The sequence below is a fragment of the Streptomyces sp. NPDC019443 genome, from assembly GCF_044389785.1.
GTDB lineage: Bacteria > Actinomycetota > Actinomycetes > Streptomycetales > Streptomycetaceae > Streptomyces.
The window spans coordinates 773,472-790,909 of the sequence record NZ_JBIRYJ010000001.1; the positions used below are offsets into that span (position 1 = coordinate 773,472).

The 17,438-nt window shown below is 70.4% G+C and carries 9 protein-coding genes; 4 read left to right on the forward strand and 5 right to left on the reverse strand.

The annotated features are described in order from the left end of the window. Positions 1 to 58 precede the first annotated feature (58 nt). From ACH492_RS03525 to ACH492_RS03545, 5 genes are all read right to left on the reverse strand, one after another. Complete coding sequence (locus ACH492_RS03525) at positions 59 to 790, reverse strand: class I SAM-dependent methyltransferase (RefSeq protein WP_398982288.1); 732 nt, start codon at positions 788 to 790, stop codon at positions 59 to 61. Beyond that, positions 790 to 2,013 carry a cytochrome P450 gene (locus ACH492_RS03530; protein ID WP_398982290.1) on the reverse strand — a complete coding sequence of 408 codons (1,224 nt, stop codon included), beginning with the start codon at positions 2,011 to 2,013 and terminating at the stop codon, positions 790 to 792. The genes ACH492_RS03525 and ACH492_RS03530 overlap by 1 nt, the downstream gene beginning before the upstream one ends. A gap of 59 nt (positions 2,014 to 2,072) precedes the next feature. Then, positions 2,073 to 3,302 (reverse strand): FAD-dependent oxidoreductase, encoded by a 1,230-nt coding sequence (locus ACH492_RS03535; protein ID WP_398982292.1) that lies wholly within the window; start codon positions 3,300 to 3,302, stop codon positions 2,073 to 2,075. A 22-nt stretch (positions 3,303 to 3,324) separates the two neighbouring features. After that, positions 3,325 to 4,794, reverse strand: coding sequence for an alpha/beta fold hydrolase (locus ACH492_RS03540; protein WP_398982294.1), 1,470 nt, complete (start codon positions 4,792 to 4,794; stop codon positions 3,325 to 3,327). Positions 4,795 to 4,908: 114 nt separating this feature from the next. Next, positions 4,909 to 5,949 (reverse strand): ketoacyl-ACP synthase III family protein, encoded by a 1,041-nt coding sequence (locus ACH492_RS03545; protein ID WP_398982296.1) that lies wholly within the window; start codon positions 5,947 to 5,949, stop codon positions 4,909 to 4,911. 207 nt (positions 5,950 to 6,156) lie between these two features. Here ACH492_RS03545 and ACH492_RS03550 point away from each other — a divergent pair, with 207 nt between their 5' ends. From ACH492_RS03550 to ACH492_RS03565, 4 genes are all read left to right on the forward strand, one after another. Beyond that, a complete protein-coding gene (locus tag ACH492_RS03550) occupies positions 6,157 to 7,206 on the forward strand; it encodes an acyltransferase domain-containing protein (RefSeq protein ID WP_398982298.1) in 1,050 nt (349 codons plus the stop codon). Then, entirely contained in the window at positions 7,203 to 10,118 is a 2,916-nt protein-coding gene (locus tag ACH492_RS03555; protein WP_398982300.1) for a type I polyketide synthase, read from the forward strand. The genes ACH492_RS03550 and ACH492_RS03555 overlap by 4 nt, the downstream gene beginning before the upstream one ends. A 92-nt stretch (positions 10,119 to 10,210) precedes the next feature. Continuing rightward, positions 10,211 to 16,396, forward strand: a complete 6,186-nt coding sequence (locus ACH492_RS03560) for a type I polyketide synthase (protein ID WP_398982302.1) — start codon at positions 10,211 to 10,213, stop codon at positions 16,394 to 16,396. A gap of 88 nt (positions 16,397 to 16,484) precedes the next feature. Beyond that, positions 16,485 to 17,420, forward strand: a complete 936-nt coding sequence (locus ACH492_RS03565) for an aromatase/cyclase (RefSeq protein WP_398982304.1) — start codon at positions 16,485 to 16,487, stop codon at positions 17,418 to 17,420. The last annotated feature ends 18 nt before the right edge of the window (positions 17,421 to 17,438 follow it).

A 17,438-nucleotide genomic window follows, 5' to 3' on the forward strand; every position in this document is an offset into this window, starting at 1 on the left:
CATGCAGGAAACCTCTGTCGGGCCCGGTCCACAGGACCGGGCCCGACAGAGGTTTTCGTTACTTCAGTACGCCGACGAACAGACCGCAGCCGAAGCGGCCTCCGTCGACGTACTCGACCGAGCAGCCGGCGCGCTCGAAGGCGGTCTCGTACTGCTCCCTGGTGAAGAGATGCATCCGGTGGACATCGGTGAAGTGCCGTATCCCGGCGTCCTTGCGGGCGTCGATGTAGTGGACGATGATCGGCACCTGGTCGCCGTGCCGCTCCGAGTGGGAGACGCGTACCGTGACCCGGTCGTCCGTCCGGACGAGATCGTCCGCGATGTAACCCGGCAGGAATGCCTCCGGGAAGTACCAGGGCTCGATCACGATCACGCCACCGGGATTCAGGTGGCGCGCCAGGCTCGAGAGAGTGTTGTCCAGCTCGACCGCCGATCCCACGTAACCGATCGAGCTGAACATGCAGGAGATGGCGTCGTAGCTGCGCTCGAGCGTGAAGTTCTGCATGTCACCCTGGTGCACCGGGACATCGGGCATGCTCTGCCCGGCCTTGGCGATCATGTGCTCCGAGAGCTCCAGCCCCTCCACGGTGCCGAAGTGCTGCTTGAAGAACACCAGATGACCGCCGGTCCCGCAGGCGACGTCGAGGAGGGATGAGGCATCCGGCTTCCGGGCCTGGACGAGCGCGGTCACATCGGCCGACTCGGCGGCGTAGTCCTTGCCACGGCCGGCGTAGATGAGTTCGTAGAGCTCGGCCAGGCCGGATCCGTACGCCTCCATTTCGCCGCCCATCACTCGTCCCAGGTGACGGGCAGTTCGCGTACCCCGTAGACGATGGCGCCCTCCTTACGGGGAATGTCCTCGAGCGGCTTGGCGAGCCTGAGTGTGGGAATGCGGCGGAACAGCGTCGTCCAGGCGATCTGCATCTCCAGCCTCGCCAGCTCGGCGCCGATGCAGTGGTGCGCCCCGTGGCCGAATCCGACCTGCTTTCGGCTGCCCCGGCGCAGGATGAGCTTCTCCGGCTCGGGAAAGACCTCCGGGTCCCGGTTGGCGGTGAGCAGCAGGCACAGGATGCCGTCACCGGCCGGGATGACCGTGCCGTCGATCTCGATGTCTTCGAGTGCGACGCGCGGGACACCGATGTCCCCGATGGTCACCACACGCAGCAGTTCCTCGGTCGCCGGCCCGATCATCGTCTCCGGATCGGCCAGCAGCTCCGCCAGCTGGTCGGGGTTGTCGAGCAGACAGGCGGTGCCGAAGGAGAGCATGCTCCCCGTGGTCTCGTGTCCGCCGTTCATCAGCATCCGGACCATGTTGACCAGGTCCCGCCGGGTGTAGTCCTCGTCCGACTTGCGGTACTCCGCGATGATGGTGCTGATCAGATCCTCGCCCGGCTCGGTCTCCTTGAGCGCGACCAGCTTCTCCACATAGGCGTTGACCTCGACGATCGCCGCCACCCTCTGCTCCGGGGTGCTGAGGATGCCGAACATGTTGTTGCTGTGCTCGATGATGAAGTCATGGTCGTTCTGCGGGATGCCGAGCATGTCGCAGATCACGGTCGTCGGCAGGGACAGCGAGAACAAGCGGTGGAAGTCCACCGGCGGCGGCAGGGCCAGCAGCCGGTCGATGTGCTCGTCGACGAGCTCCTGAATGCGTCCGCGCAGCTTCTGGACCCGCTGATAGGTGAAGGCGGCGGCGGCCTTCTGCCGGGAGATGGTGTGCTCCGGAGGGTCGTAGCCGATGAAGGAGGTCTCGGTACGGGCCTCGGGCGGCGCGACGAAGTAGAAGGGGAAGTTGGCGTGCTTGCGGGAGGCGCTGGCCCGAGGGTCGGTCAGGATGCGGCGGACGGACTCGTGTCCGGTGACCGTCCAGACGCGCAGGCCCGTGTTGGCGAGCGTCACCTGAGTGACACCGTTCTCGACCATCGCCGCGTACTGCGGGGGCGGGGTGAAGGCGGCAGGACGGGCGTAGGGGAACGTCTCCTGCGTTCCGGAGCCGTCCGCGGTAGTGGTCATCGTCGCTGTCTCCTCGGCAGAGCGAGTCGGATCCGTGGGCGCGGCGGACCGGGAGCCGGTCATGACGGAGCTCGCAGACCGCGCCCGTCGTCCCCGGTCAGTTCCGGTGTGTGCCAGTCGATGTGATGGCTGCTCATCCACGTCGGGTCGGCCTTGGCGGCCGCGTTTTTGAAGGCCCGTGAGATGAAGTAGTTGCGCACGAACCGGCCCGCCGGACCGCGGCGCATATTGCCCTCGTTGTTGTACTTGCCCTGCGCCACGATGTCTTCAACGCGCTTGCGGCGCACCGACTCGTAGGTGATGAAGGCCTGTTTGACGCCCGACGCGTCACGCAGGCACTTGGCCAGGACGACGGCGTCCTCCATGGCCACGGAGCAGCCCTGCCCGGCGGTCGGGGACACCGCGTGCGCGGCGTCGCCGATCACGATCATGTGATCCCGGTGCCAGCGTGGCACCTTCGGCAGGTCGTATGTGGGGGAGGGCGGCGCCAGATCGGGTGTGGCCGAGATGATCCGCGCTGCCGGTGTCCCGTCGGAGGCGAACAGCCTCAGCAGATCCTCGCGCCAGGACAACTTCGCCTTGCGGAGCTCCGCGACGTCGGGCTCGGTCGCGCGCGGCGGATTGGCGAACCACCACAGATCGCCGTTGGGGTGCTTGGTGTAGCTGAAGAAGCTGTTCTTTCCGAAGAACATCCGGATGACCCCGGGCGGTCCCTCGGTGGGGAATCCGCGTGCGCAGCCGAAGGCGTTCAGCACCCCGAGGTAGCGCGGTACGGGGGCGGCCGGGTCGATGATGCCGCGTACCTGCGAGCGCAGACCGTCCGCGCCGACGAGCAGGTCGCCCACGGCGTGCGTCTCGTCAGCGAACACGGCGTGGACTTTGCCGCCGCTGCTCGTGGCGTCGACGATCCGTTTTCCGTACTCGATGGGAATCTTGCGCCGAGCCGCTTCGTCGCGCAGCGCGATGTAAAGGTCCGAACGCCGGATCGTCTGAATGATGATGCCGCCGGCGGAGAGCCGGTCGGTGGGCACGTCACCGGTCAGTGGCCTGCCCGTGTGGCTGTAGAACGCTATCGCGGGGGTGTCGAATCCATTGCTCCGTACGAGGTGGCCCAGTCCGATGCTGTCGAGGGCGTCGATGCCGTTCGGCGCGATATTGACGAAGTTGCCGATGCCGTCCGCCGTCCGGTCGAAGGCTTCGTAGACGGTCGGCTCCAGGCCGGCCTTCTGCAGTGCGATCGCGACGACTGTGCCGGCGATGCCGCCACCGATGACGAGTGCGCGTGCCATGTTCCTTCCTTCACTGGTGAGGTCAGGCGCTGTGGTCGGCCGGGCGCTCGGTGCCGCCGGCCCGGTCCGCAGGGATGTCCGGGCGATGCACTGTGCTGGTGCAGACGGTGTCCTCGGGGACGATGCCGTCGACGAGGAACGCCTCGACCAGCGCGTCGACTTCGGGGTTGCCGTTCAACGCGTAGATCTCGTGCTGACCGGAGTCCGCGACGGTGATGAGCCGGTAGCCCAGCCGCGCTGCCATCGCAGCCCCGCCCTCGTAGTGATCCGTCGGGTCGCCGTCGGCGTGGACGACGAGACCGGTCGCAAGGCCCTCACCGGTCAGCCTGGCCGGCTCCTCCGGCGGGGTGAAGGCCCGGAAGGCCCCCACCCACGGCTGCGCGCGCATCACTCCGTATCCGTACGGGTAGTGCTCACGGAAGTGGCGCATGTCCTCGAAGTAGACGTCGAGGTCCTCGGGCCAGTCCTTCTCCAGCGTGACGGCGTCGAGCACGCCGCAGCGCGTGGTCCCCTCCGTTTCTGCCGGAGGCCACACCTTTTCGTCGGCGAGCCATTTCTCGATCGTCGCTTTGTCGCCGGTGCGCAGGTCCGCGACAAGATGGCCGAGCTCGGCCCACCTGGCCCGGTTCGCGGAGCGCGACCCCATCGCGCCGTCGAAAAGGGTACGGAGATAATTCCCGGCCTGCGCCGCGGTGTTGTGTGCGGCTTCCTCGACTGCCGACACCACCGCATCCGGCGAGGCGCCGAGACCGAAGAGTCCGGCACGCTCCGCCGCCCATTCCGCCCACTTCTCGACATTCGCCCGGTTGGCTCGCCCCTGCGCCATGAACTGTTCCCGCCAGGACCAGTCCGGATGTACGCAGGAATCGAGCACGCAGCGGTCCAGTCGGGAGGGGAACATACTGCCGTACACGGCTCCGACATAGGTGCCGTAGGTGTATCCGATGAAGCTGAGCCTTTCCTCGCCCAGCACCTCCCGGATCACCTCCATGTCCCTGGCGACATTCCGGGTGCTGTGGTGCCGGCGCGGCTCCCCTCCCGCGCGCTGGTTGCCCTCCTCGCGCCTGCGGAAGTCCTCGGCGACGAGCGGGAAATCGACGTCCGCGGGCCGCGAGTCGAAGGGCGCCTCCGTCGAGGTGATCTCACCGGTCAGGGGCGTGGAACCGCCCGTCCCACGCGGATCGAACCCGATGAGGTCGTAGCATTCGCCGAGCCGGGTGCGGGACAGCATCGCGGGAAACCGGCGGCCCAGCCCGAAGTACCCGCCGGGCCCGCCGTTCAGCGCGAGGAGAATTCCACGCCGTCGGCCCGGATCCTTGGCCCGTATCCGGTTGACGGCGACGGACAGACGCGGGCCGTCGGGCCGGGAGTGGTCGAGTGGAACCTCCACGACGCACTCTTCGCTGCCGTCGCCGGAAGGTGACGGCGACCATTGGGGTTTCTGGCGGCGGAATTCCCGCAGCACATCCGCTGAGTTTTCACTGGTCCTCATGGCTGGGGACTCAACCTCCGTATCGACGGCAAAAGCAGTGAATGGTCCGGCTGACAGCGTCGGGTGGGCGCCTAGATTTCGCGTGGAAACATGCTCGATGTACAGGCATCGAGCTCAGTCCCCGATATGCCGTGAAGCCGGCGGCTCGTCGACGATCTCCAGTACGGCGACCGACCAGGCGAATCCACCGCCCGCGCTGACCAGGACACAGAACTGACCGGGACTCAGCGCCCGGGTACGTACCAGAGAGGCAAGCCCGGCGAACGGGTCTCCGGCGCCGAGGTGGCCCACTTCCGAGCCCCAGGACCAGGTGCTCCGCTCGGGCTCGATGTCCAGGACCTGGAAGAACTGGGCGTCCATCTTCGGACGCCCGAGGTTCGGCAGCACGAACCAGTTGACATGGGCGGCCTTGGTGCCGGATTCGTCCAGCGCCTGGTTGAACGCGGCGCGTTGGCCCGACTGCAGCCGCTCGAGCAGGTTCGTCAGTCCGACCTCGTGCACCAGGTGGTCCCGGGACGCCGCCACACTGATCGGCGAGCGGGCGCCCAGTGGCGCCGGCGCGAAATCGTCATCGCCCCGGCCCATCCCCTCGAGCGCCGGATCGGACACCGTGACCAGGCTGCGCAGCCGCGCGAAACCGCCCGCCCGGGACAGGACGATCGCCGTCCCGCCGTCCCCGCAGACCGTTCCGGGGTCGGTGCGCCACCGGTCGAAACCCGGTAGGCAGAAGCGGTCCCCCGTGGTGATCAGCACACTGTGCGGGCCGGAGTCGGCCCGCAGCTGGGTCACAGCGAGCTCCATCGCCGCCATACCGCCGTTGGACAACTGCCCTACCTGCATGGAGAGGCAGGTGTTGCCGACAGCCTCGCGCTGTACATACGACGCCGGTGCCCACAGGTCGTGGCCCTGGAACCAGGTGCTGGCATGCAGCACCAGCCCGATGTCGGCCGGAGCCGCACCAGCCGCCCGCAGGGCCTCTTTCGCCGCCTCGACTGCCATCTCGGGTCCCGACTGGTCTCCGACACACACCGATCGCATGCCCGTGCGCCGGATGGTCCGCCAGTCGGCCAGACCTCGTTCCGCCACCTCGGCGACCGGCATACGCCTTGGCAGATGGAGCCCGACACCCGATACGTATACGTCTGCGACTTCCACCGAGTCTCCCCCCGTACGCCCACGTGGCCAAGCGGCGGCCGGTTCCCGGGAACCGGCCGCACCCCTGAGGCCCGGAGTGTGGGACGGGAAGTTCGAAACCGGCTCGAGCCCGGATGGATCAGGGAAGTTCGAACCATCCTCAGGCGAGCCTCGAACACAGGGCAGCACCGTGTGGCCGAGCTGACGAAAGGTATGTGGATGTCGGACATGACGCAGCCCGCCCAGCCTGTCGTCCTGATGTTCGCCGGACAGGGTGCGCAGCACCCGAGGATGGCGGCAGGTCTGTACGGGCGCGAAGACACGTTCAGCACCTGGATGGACGAAGCATTCCGGCTGTTCGGGGACGACGGTGCGCGACTGCGGTCGGAGTGGCTCGCGCCGGCTCCGTCGCCGATGTTCGATGACGTGTCCGTGGCCCAGCCCCTGCTGTACGCGGTCAATCACGCCCTCGGACGGATGCTGCTCCACCGAGGCCTGAGTCCCGTCGCCATGCTCGGGCACAGCGTGGGAGAGCTCGCGGCCGCCACTCTGGCCGGCGTACTCGAATTCGCCGAAGGAATCCGGCTGATGCGCGGCCGGATGGCCCAGTTCGCGGACACTCCGCCCGGCGGGATGCTCGCGGTCGCCGCCTCGGTCGAGGAAGTCGCCGACGTCCTGGGCCCGGAGGTGCATCTGGCGGCGGTGAACGCGGGCCGTCAGTTGCTGCTGGCCGGTGAGCGCGAGCCGCTGGACGGCGCCGCTCGGATCCTCAGCGGCAGAGGGCTGGTCTGCCGGGACGTCATGGCCCGCCAGGCGTTCCACAGTCCGGTGGTCGCCGGCGCGGTGGCCGCCTCCCTGCCCGACTGGCGCTCGGTGCGGCTGTCGCCGCCCCGGCTCACCGTGTACTCCGCCTACACCCAGGGCGTGCTCGGCGAACGCGAGGCGCGGGACCCCGAGTTCTGGGCCGGACAGGCCTCCGCGACCGTCTACTTCGCGCCGACCCTGACCACTCTGCTCACCGACCACCCGGACTGTCTGCTCGTCGAGGCCGGGCCGGGCAGGAGCCTGAGCACACTCGCACGCCGGCATCCGGCGGTCGCCACCGGTCGCAGCGCCGTCCTGGCACTGCTGCCGGACCGCTGCCGGGGCGACGAAGCCGACATCCAGGCCGTCGAGGCCGCCGAACGGCGGCTGTTCACCCGGCCCGTACCGACACAGACCGGGACCGCCGGGAGCGCACCTCTCGCCGTACCGGCGAAAACTGGGGGAAGGCCATGAGCGAAGACTTCACACGAGCACCCGCACCGGGCGCGGATGAACCCGTAGCCGTGGTGGGCATGGCCTGCCGCTTCCCCGGAGCGGACGGCCCGGCCGCCTTCTGGCGGCTTCTGGTGTCCGGCGGCCAGGCGATCGGGCCCGGGAGCGGTCTGCGGGAGGGCCGCCGTCCCGGCGGGTATCTGGAGGACGTCGACCGGTTCGACGCGGAGTTCTTCGGCATGCCGGCCCGGGAGGCGGCCGCGGCCGACCCGCAGCAGCGGCTGCTCCTCGAACTGTGCTGGCACGCGCTGGAAGACGCCCGCACCACCCCGGTGACGCTGTCCGCCGGTCCCACCGGGGTCTTCGTCGGCGCCGGTTCGGACGAGTACGCGTTCCTCAGCCGCGCCGCGGACGGGCCGCCGTCCACCTACACCATGACCGGAACCGGACGGGCCTTCCTCGCCAACCGGCTCTCCCACTTCTTCGGCTTCACCGGCCCGAGTCTCGTCGTCGACACAGGACAGTCCTCGTCGCTGTCCGCGCTGCACCAAGCCGTGCAGGGGCTTCGCCGAGGGGAATGCTCGACGGCGATTGTCGCGGGCGTCCAGCTCAACCTCACCGCCAAGGGCGACGAGGTGGTCGAGGCGCTCGGCGCCCTCTCACCCAGCGGGCGCTGCCACACCTTCGACGCCAGGGCAGACGGGATCGTCCGCGGTGAAGGAGCCGGGGTGCTGGTCCTCAAGCCGCTCAGCAAGGCCGTGGCGGACGCCGACCGGATCTACTGCACCGTACTGGGCGGTGCGATGAACAGCGACGGCGCCCGCACCGGGCTGACCGCGCCCAGCGAGGACGCCCAGCGAGAGGTCCTGACCGCCGCCTGCCGGCAGGCCGGGGTGTCTCCCGCCGATGTGAGCTATGTGGAGCTGCACGGCACCGGGACCGCGCTGGGGGACCCGGTGGAGGCCGTGGCACTGGGCGGTGCGCTGGGCGGCGGGCGGCCGTCGGACAGGCCGCTTCTGGTGGGGTCGGTGAAGACCAACATCGGGCATCTGGAGGCGGCGGCGGGAATCGCCGGGGTCATCAAGACCGCACTCGCCCTGTTCCACCGCGAACTGCCGCCCAGCCTCAACTACCGGGAGCCGAACCCGGCGATCGACATGAGCGCGCTGCGCCTGCGGGTCTGCGACGGCCGCCGGGCATGGCCGGAGAGGGGAGCGCCGCAGGTCGCCGGTGTCTCCTCCTTCGGCCTCGGTGGTACCAACTGTCATGTGGTGCTGGGCGAGGCCCCGTCCCGGGCCCTCGCCGACGTGGAAGAGCCGGCCGACCAGGTCTCGGTGGTACCCGTCGTGGTGTCCGGCCGGACCGAAGCGGCGATGCGGCAGCAGGCGAAGAATCTCGCCGACGTACTCGACGGCACCACCCGGCCGGCCGTGCTCGCCGACCTCGGCCTGGCGTCAGCGACGACCAGGACGGCGTTCGACCGGCGCGCCGCCGTGGTTGCCTCCGGTACCGACCAGTTGCTGACGAGTCTGCGTGCCCTCGCCGACGGCTCCCCGGCCGACGGGGCGAACCGCATAGTCCAGGGCACCCGCGGCAGCGGTCTCACCGCGTTCCTCTTCCCTGGCCAGGGCATGCAGCGCGCCGGCATGGGCGAGCAGCTGCACAAGGAATTCGGGGCCTTCGCCCGGGCGTTCGACGACGCGTGTGCCGCGCTGGAGCCGGTTCTCGGCGCCAGCCTCGCCGACGCCATGTGGGGCCGTCAGGACCTGGTCGACAAACTGAGTTACGCGCAGCCCGCCCTGTTCGCGCTCGAAGTCGGCCTGTACCGGCTGCTGGAGTCCTTCGGTCTGGTGCCGGACCTGCTGGTCGGCCACTCCCAGGGCGAGATCACCGCCGCACACGTGACGGGTGTGCTCTCCCTGGAGGACGCGGCCGCCCTGGTCGCCCACCGGGGGCGGCTGATCAACACTCTGCCGCCCGGCGGCGCGATGATCGCCGTCCAGGCGGAGGAGGACGAGGTGCAAAGGGCGGTCGACCGGGAGCCGGGACTCGTCGGCATCGCCGCGGTCAACAGCCCGCGCTCCCTGGTGGTGTCCGGTGAGGAGCAGGCCACCAGCAGGGTGGCCGCCCACTTCGAGTCGCTGGGGCGCCGAATCCGCCGACTGCGGATCGCGGTGGCCGGGCACTCCCCGCTGATGGCCCCCATCCGGGACGAGTTGCGAAGCGTCGCCGAGGGGCTGAGCTGGAACCCGCCCAGCGGCCCGGTGATTGTCTCGACGGTGACCGGCAGCCCGGCACTGGCCGAGCACATCGCCACCCCCGACTACTGGGCTCACCATGTGTGCGCCACCGTACGCTTCGGGCCTGCGCTCAGGACGGCCCACGAACTGGGCGCCCGCTTCTTCGTCGAACTGGGCCCGGGCCAGGGGCTGTCGACCATGGCCGCGGAGACCGTGGACCACGGCGTGGAACGCTTCACCGCGCCCATGGCCACGGAGGACGAGACCGGCGGTGTGGCCGAATCCGTGGCCGCTGCCCATGTGTTCGGCGTGCCGGTCCGTTGGCCGGCCGTCTTCGGACGGCACGCGCGGGCCACGGACCTCCCGCTGTATCCGTTCCAGCGGGGGCGCCATTGGCTGGACACCACGGAGGAGGTGGCGGCGCCGCAAGCCGGGAGCCCCGCCGTCCAGTGGAGCCGAGACCCGTTCGACCTGGTCGTGACCTCCACACTCGAAGTCCTCGGGCTGGGGCCGGAGGCCGATCTCGATGTGAGCCGGTCCTTCAGCGACCTCGGGATGGACTCCCGGATGGCCGTGGCGTTGCGCACCATGCTGGCCAGGATCACCGGACGTCCCCTGCCCACCACGCTGCTCTTCGACCGGCCCACTCCCGCGTCCCTGATCGAGGCGTTCGAGTCGGACGCACCGCTCTAGCACGGGTCCGGCGCCGCACCCACAGGGCACGGCGCCGCCCGTACGGCTCAGCCTGACCGGTCTGCGCCCATTTCATGAAAGGGCTGTTGCACATGATCCGCGAATCGGCTTCTCCGCACGGCGAGCAGGACGCGATCGCCATCGTGTCCATGGGCTGCCGCTACCCCGGTGGTGTCAGGACCCCGGAGGACCTCTGGCAGCTCGTCGCGGCGGGGGGCGACGCGATCACCGAATTCCCCGACAACCGCGGCTGGGACCTGGCGGACATATACGACCCGTCTCCGGACGCCGAAGGTAAATCCAGCACCCGGCACGGCGGATTCCTCCACGACGCGGACATGTTCGACGCGAAGTTCTTCGGCATTTCGCCTCGCGAGGCGGCGGGCATGGACCCGCAGCAGCGGCTGCTCCTCGAAGTGGCCTGGGACACCTTCGAGAGAGCCGGACTGGACCGGGCCGAACTGGCCGGCGCCAACGTCGGTGTCTTCGTGGGGGCGATGGCGCAGGAGTACGGGCCGCGGCTGCACGAGGACAGCCAGGGATCGGGCGGATACCGCATCACCGGCAGCACCACCAGCGTCGCTTCGGGCCGCGTCGCGTACTACTTCGGGCTGCGCGGCCCCGCGCTCACCGTGGACACGGCCTGCTCGTCCTCGCTGGTCGCCCTGCACATCGCCGCCCAGGCCCTGCGGATGGGCGACTGCGACATGGCGCTGGCCGGCGGTGTCGCGGTGATGCCCACTCCGGGCCTGTTCATCGACTTCAGTCGGCAGGGCGGCCTTTCGCCGGACGGGCGCTGCAAGTCCTTCTCCGACGACGCGGACGGCACTGCCTGGTCGGAGGGCGCGGGGCTGCTGCTGCTGGAGCGCGAGTCGGACGCCCTCGCGCGGGGGCACCGAATCCTCGCCCTGATCCGCGGCAGCGCCACCAACCAGGACGGCGCGAGCAACGGTCTGACCGCACCGAACAAGTCGGCTCAGGAGGAGGTCATCACCCTCGCCATGAGCAGGGCGGGGATCGACCCCCGGGACATCGACGCCGTAGAGGCACACGGCACCGGAACGGAGCTCGGCGACCCGATCGAGGCACGGGCGCTGGCGGCGACGTACGGCCGCAACCGTGCACCGGGCCGGCCGCTGTGGCTGGGTTCACTGAAGTCGAACCTGGGGCACACACAAGCCGCCGCCGGGGTCGGCGGAGTGATCAAGATGGTCCAGGCGATGCGTGCCGGTGTCCTCCCGGCCACCCTCCACGTGGGCCGGCCGAGCCGGCACGTGGAGTGGGAGGAAAGCGGGCTTTCTCTGCTGACCGAGGCCCGGCCCTGGCCGCGCGAGGAGCGGCCCAGGCGTGCCGCGGTGTCCTCCTTCGGGATCAGCGGCACCAACGCGCACCTCGTACTGGAAGAGGGGAGCCCGGCGCCCGCGGACGGCGAGGCCGCCACGGACGAGCCGGCCCGCTCCGTCGGCGGCCCGTTCGTCTGGTCCCTCTCCGCACCGAGCGGTGACTCGCTGCGTACCCAGGCCGAGGTGCTCGGCGACTTCGTGATCGGCGCGCCGGAGGCCGCCCCCGAGGACGTCGGGCATGTCCTGCGGTCCCGGGCCCGGTTCGCCCACCGCGGAGCGGTGATCGCCGATACGACGGAGGACCTGGCTGCCGGACTGCGCAGGCTCGCCTCGAAGGAGGCAGTTCCGGCCGTACCCGGCCAGTACCGGTCGCCCACCGTGCTGCGCGGCGAGGCCCGGCAGGGCTCCGTCGGCCCGGTCTTCGTCTTTCCCGGGCAGGGATCGCAGTGGCGCGAGATGGGGCTCGCTCTGTCCGAGGAGTCCGAGGTCTTCCGCGACAGCATGCGAGCCTGCGGAGAGGCCCTGGCCCCGTACAGCGGCCGACAGCTCATCGATGCCCTACGGGGCGAAGCGCTGGACAGGGTTGATGTCGTACAGCCCGCCCTGTTCGCCGTGATGGTGTCCCTGGCACGGCTGTGGGAGAGCGTGGGTGTCCGGCCGGCGGCGGTCATCGGTCACTCGCAGGGCGAGATCGCCGCCGCGCACGTGGCGGGCGCGCTGAGCCTCGGCGACGCCTGCAGGGTCGTCGCGCTGCGCAGCAAGGCCCTGCACACACTGGCCGGGAGCGGCGGGATGGTCTCCGTCCCGCTGGGCGCGGCTGACACACAGAGCCTGCTGGATTCCGTGGGCGGCCCGGCGCGTGGCGTCGGAATCGCCGCCCTGAACGGTCCCCATGTCACGGTCGTCGCAGGCGGCGAGGAGGCGCTGACCGAGCTGCTGACGGCCTGTGAGCGGCAGGGCGTCGACGCCAAGCGGATCGACGTCGACTATGCCTCGCACACCTCCGCCATGGAAGTGCTCCGGGAGCCTCTGGCCCAGCAGTTGACGGGTGTGCTGCCGCGCCAGGCCGCCGTACCGATGTACTCGACCCTGACCGGCGAGGCCATCGACACCACGGTCCTGGACGCCTCCTACTGGTACGACAACCTCCGCGGCACCGTGCGCTTCCAGCCGGCCGTCGAGCGGCTCATCGCCAGGAGGCACCGGGCCTTCATCGAGATCAGTCCTCATCCCGTGCTCACCATGGGCCTGTTGGACATCCTCGATGGCGCCGGTGTGCAGGGCACCGTCATCGGGTCCATCCGCCGGGGCACCGGCCTGAGCCAGTTCGTCGCGTCCGCGGCCGCCGCCCAGGCATCCGGCGTGGCCGTGGACCTCTCCTCCGTCCAGCCACAGGGCCGCAGGATCGACCTGCCGTCGTTCGCCTTCACCCGCAGCCGGTACTGGGTCACCGCTCCAGCCGGCACCAGCGGCTCCGGGACGGGCGCCTTCGACACCGCGCACATCCCCATGCCGTCCGGCCAGTCCGTCTTCACCGCGACGATCGACCCGGCGCGGCATCAGTGGCTGGCCGGCCACGTCGTACGGGAGTCCACGCTGGTCCCGGCGACCGCCTTCCTGTCCCTCGCCGCCGAGGCCGGCGCCGCGGTGGGCTGCACGAAGGTCGCCGAGTTCACCGTCGGCGTCCCCCTGCCCGTCCCCGGGGAGGGAACGGTCGACGTCCGGGTTGTCCTGGAGCCCGCCGACGCCTCGGGCCGCCGGACGCTGACCGTGCACGCGCGCCGCCCGGACGGATCGGACTGGGTCGAGCACGCGTCCGGTGTGCTGGCTCCCGCAGCAGACGACATGGACACGGCGGCGCCGCACGCGACCGCGCAGTGGCCCCCGGCCGACGCCTCGCCCGTCGACCTGACCGGCGCGTACGACCGGCTGGCCGAGCGTGGCTACCGCTACGGCCCGGCGTTCACCGGCCTGCGCCGGATGTGGGTACGCGGTGAAGAGACCTTCGCCGAGGTGACTCTGCCGCAGGAAGCGGCGACCACCTTCCCGTACGCGACCGCGCATCCCGCGCTGCTCGACGCGGCCCTGCACGCCGCGGTACTCCAGGCTGGTCGGGAACTGGTCGTGCCGTTCGCCTGGCGCGGCGTCACCCTGCCTGGCTCCGCCGCGCGGACACTGCGGGTTCGCATGGTGGCGGACGAGGGCGGACTGTCAATGCAGTGCGCGGACGAGCACGGCCGCACCGTCGCATCGGTCGACTCGCTCGTGCTGCGCCCCTTGGCGGGCGCCGGCGACGCCTTCGGTGACCGGGCCGCCAACTTCGAGCTGACCTGGGAACCTGTACCTGGGGACGTCCTGTCGGCAGAGGACTGGTCGACACTGTCGGCGCCTGCGCTGGGCGCCGCCCGTGACTTCCCCGACCTCGAGTCGGTCCCCAGCCCTGTACCGCACATCCTCGTCGCACCCGTCGAAGGGGGCGGCACGGCCGACGACACCGGGTCGCTGCCCGCCGCCATGGACCGGCTGACCGGTGAGGTCACGGACCTGCTGCAGGGATGGCTGGCCGACCGGCGATTTTCCTCGGCGCGCTTGGCGGTGCTGACCCGCCGGGCCCTGGACGTGACAGGTCGCGAACCCGTCCAGGGCCTGGCGTCATCCGTGGTCACCGGACTGGTCCGGGCCGCGCAGGCGGAGCATCCGGACACCTTCCTGCTGGTCGACATCGACGACGATCCGGCATCTGCCGACGTCCTGGGGGCGGCGCTCAACTGTGGCGCGCCCGAGACGGCCATCCGCGAGGGCAAGGTCTATCAGCCCCGGCTGCGCGCACCGGGCAGTGACGGTCTGCCGGCACCGGACGGGCACGGCGCATGGCGCCTCGACGTCACAAGCAGGGGCACGCTGGACAACCTGGCGCTGGTGCCGCACCCGGAGGCCGCCCAGCCTCTCGGGCCCCGGGAGGTCCGTATCGAAGTACGGGCCGCAGGCCTCAACTTCCGGGACATCGCGGTCGGGATGGGCCTGGTCGCCACGGAGAAGACCATGGGCAGCGAGGGCGCCGGAGTGGTCACCGAGGTCGGGGCCGACGTCAACCAGGTCGCGGTGGGGGACCAGGTGTTCGGCGTCTTCGAGCGCTCCCTGGGACCCGTCGCGGTCGCCGACGAGCGGATGATCAAGGGCATCCCCGCGGGCTGGACCCACGCGCAGGCCGCGAGCGTCCCGATCGTGTTCATCACCGCCTACCAGTGCCTGGTGGAGGTCGCCGACGTACGGCCGGGCGAGTCGGTGCTGATCCACACGGCGACCGGCGGTGTGGGCCTTGCGGCCATCCAGCTGGCCAGGCATCTGGGCGCGGAGGTCTTCGCCACCGCGGGGCCGAGCAAGCACGGGACGCTGCGGGACTGGGGAATCCCCGGTGACCACATCGCCTCGTCCCGTTCCCTGTCCTTCGAGGACGACTTCCGCGCGGCCACCGGCGGGTGGGGCATCGACGTCGTACTCAACTCGCTGGCCAATGAAGCCATCGACGCCTCGCTACGGCTGCTGGCGCCCGGTGGACGGTTCGCCGAGATGGGCAAGACCGACATCAGGGACGTGGCAAGGACCGAGGAGCAGTACCCCGGCATCACCTACCGTGCCTACAACATCCTGGGCGTCGGTCCGGAGCGGATCGGCGAGGTGCTGGGCGAGCTCATCGCCCTGTTCGAGAGCGGCGCGCTGGCCCATCTGCCCCTGCGCACCTGGGACATCCATCATGGGCATGTACCGCTGCGCATGCTCAGCCGTGCCAAGCAGCGGGGCAAGCTCGCGCTGACCATGCGACGCGGCCTCGACGTGGAGCGCCCGGTGCTCGTCACCGGCGGTGTCGGCGGCCTGGGCGCGGTGCTGGCCCGCCATCTTGTCGCCGTTCACGGCGCCCGCAGGCTGCTGCTGCTGAGCCGCCGGGGCCCTGCGGCGCCGGGGGCGAGCGAGCTGGCGGCGGAACTGGCGGGGCTGGGTGCCGAGGCACAGATCCTGGCGTGCGACGTCACCGACCGGGCCGCGCTCGCCAAGGTGGTCGCGGAACACTCGCCGGGAAGTGTCTTTCACACGGCCGGGGTGCTCGACGACGGTCTGATCACCCAGATGACACCGGCCAGACTGCGCGCAGTGGTGGGTCCCAAGGCACACGCTGCCTGGTACCTGCACGAGCTCACCCAGGACCTCGACCTCTCGGCGTTCGTGCTGTTCTCCTCGGCGGCCGGGGTGATTGGCGGGCCGGGCCAGAGCAACTATGCGGCAGCCAACACCTTCCTCGACGCCCTCGCCCAGTACCGGCGGTCCCGGGGCCTGGAGGCGACCTCGCTGGCATGGGGGCTGTGGGAGGAGCAGACCGGCATGACCTCGCATCTGACCGACCCCGATGTGGCCGCGCTGGCCGCCATCGGTATCGCGCCGATGGCCACCCAACCCGCGCTTCGGCTCCTCGACGAGGGATTGGCGTCCGCACGGCCGTTCCTGGTGGCCCTGCGGCCTGCCAACGACGGACCCCGGTCCGGAGGCCGGGCCGCCGGGCTGTTCCAGGCCCTGCACGAGCAAAGGGCGGCCGGCCGAGGCACCCCGACCGCGCCGGTCATCATCCCCGCGCCCGGTCGCGCCGACCAGGGGGCCGCGGGTGCGAACGAGCCCCCGCAGCCGCTGTCCGGACACACGGACCAGACGCTGGTGGAGATGGTGTGCGCCCACGCCGCCGAGGTGCTCGGCTACACCGACACCGTGACGGTCGGCCCGACGGACTCCTTCAAGGAGCTCGGGTTCGACTCACTGCTGAGCGTGGATCTGCGCAACCGGCTCAACGCGGCCACCGGGCTGCGGCTGCCGGCCGAGGCGGTGCTGCGCAACCCGACCCCCCAGGCGCTGGTGGAGTACATCCTCGCCGAGCCGGGCGCCGAATGAGCTCACTGCATCGCAGCTGTAGGGCCGCTCGACGCGGTACTGCCACATTTCCCGTACCGCGCACGCTGGAGAGGAGAGAGGGCTCGTCATGAGCAACACCGAGGTGACCCACCGGATCGAAGTGGCGGCGTCGGCGGACGTCGTCTACCGCATCGTCGCCGATGTGAGCCTGTGGCCGCTGTACTTTCCGCCCACCGTACGGGCCGAACGGGTGGCCGGGGACGACAGCGACGAACGGATACGGATCTGGGCGGTGGCCAATGGCGATCTGCGCACCTGGGAGTCGAGGCGCCGGCTGGACCCGGCCGGACACCGCGTGCGGTTCGAGCAGACCCGGCCCTCCTCCCCGGTCGCCGCGATGGGAGGCGAGTGGTCGGTCCAGGAACGCGGTGACGGTACCTGCACGGTGGTCCTCGACCACCACTACCGGGCCACCGCCGACGACCCGGCCGCCCTCGCCCGTATCGCGCAGGCCGTGGAGACCAACAGTGTCTCCGAGCTGAGCCATCTCAGGCGCGCGGCCGAGCGCGGCGAGGCCGAGAAAGAACTGCTGCTGGACTTCTCGGACACCGATGTGATCGCCGGATCGCTCGAGGACGCCTACGACTTCATCTACGACGCGGCGAAGTGGCCGGACCGCATCCCGCACGTCGTGCGCATGGACCTGCGCGAGGACGTGAGTGGGCTGCAGTACATGGAGATGGACACGCGGGCGCTGGACGGGTCGGTGCATACGACGGTCTCCGGGCGGGTCTGCACTCCGCAGCGGCGGATCGTCTACAAGCAGACCAAGCTGCCGCCCGTGCTCCAGGCGCACAACGGTGAGTGGCTGTTCGAGGATGCTCCGGACGGCACGGTCAAGGTGACCTCGCGCCATCAGGTGATCCTCGACCCGGAGGCCATTGCCGCGCTCCCCGAACCTCCCGAGTCATTGGAGGCCGCGCGGGCGGCCGTGCGCAACTCCCTGGGCTCCAACAGCCGGGCGACGCTGGCCAGGGCCCGCGCGTTCATCGAAGCCCGCTGATTTCCCACACCACGAAGA

Coding starts and splice junctions, on each gene's coding strand:
- ACH492_RS03525 (WP_398982288.1), bottom strand. CDS start 790: ATGGGCGGCGAAATGGAGGCGTACGGATCCGGCCTGGCCGAGCTCTAC.
- ACH492_RS03530 (WP_398982290.1), bottom strand. CDS start 2,013: ATGACCACTACCGCGGACGGCTCCGGAACGCAGGAGACGTTCCCCTAC.
- ACH492_RS03535 (WP_398982292.1), bottom strand. CDS start 3,302: ATGGCACGCGCACTCGTCATCGGTGGCGGCATCGCCGGCACAGTCGTC.
- ACH492_RS03540 (WP_398982294.1), bottom strand. CDS start 4,794: ATGAGGACCAGTGAAAACTCAGCGGATGTGCTGCGGGAATTCCGCCGC.
- ACH492_RS03550 (WP_398982298.1), top strand. CDS start 6,157: ATGACGCAGCCCGCCCAGCCTGTCGTCCTGATGTTCGCCGGACAGGGT.
- ACH492_RS03555 (WP_398982300.1), top strand. CDS start 7,203: ATGAGCGAAGACTTCACACGAGCACCCGCACCGGGCGCGGATGAACCC.
- ACH492_RS03560 (WP_398982302.1), top strand. CDS start 10,211: ATGATCCGCGAATCGGCTTCTCCGCACGGCGAGCAGGACGCGATCGCC.
- ACH492_RS03565 (WP_398982304.1), top strand. CDS start 16,485: ATGAGCAACACCGAGGTGACCCACCGGATCGAAGTGGCGGCGTCGGCG.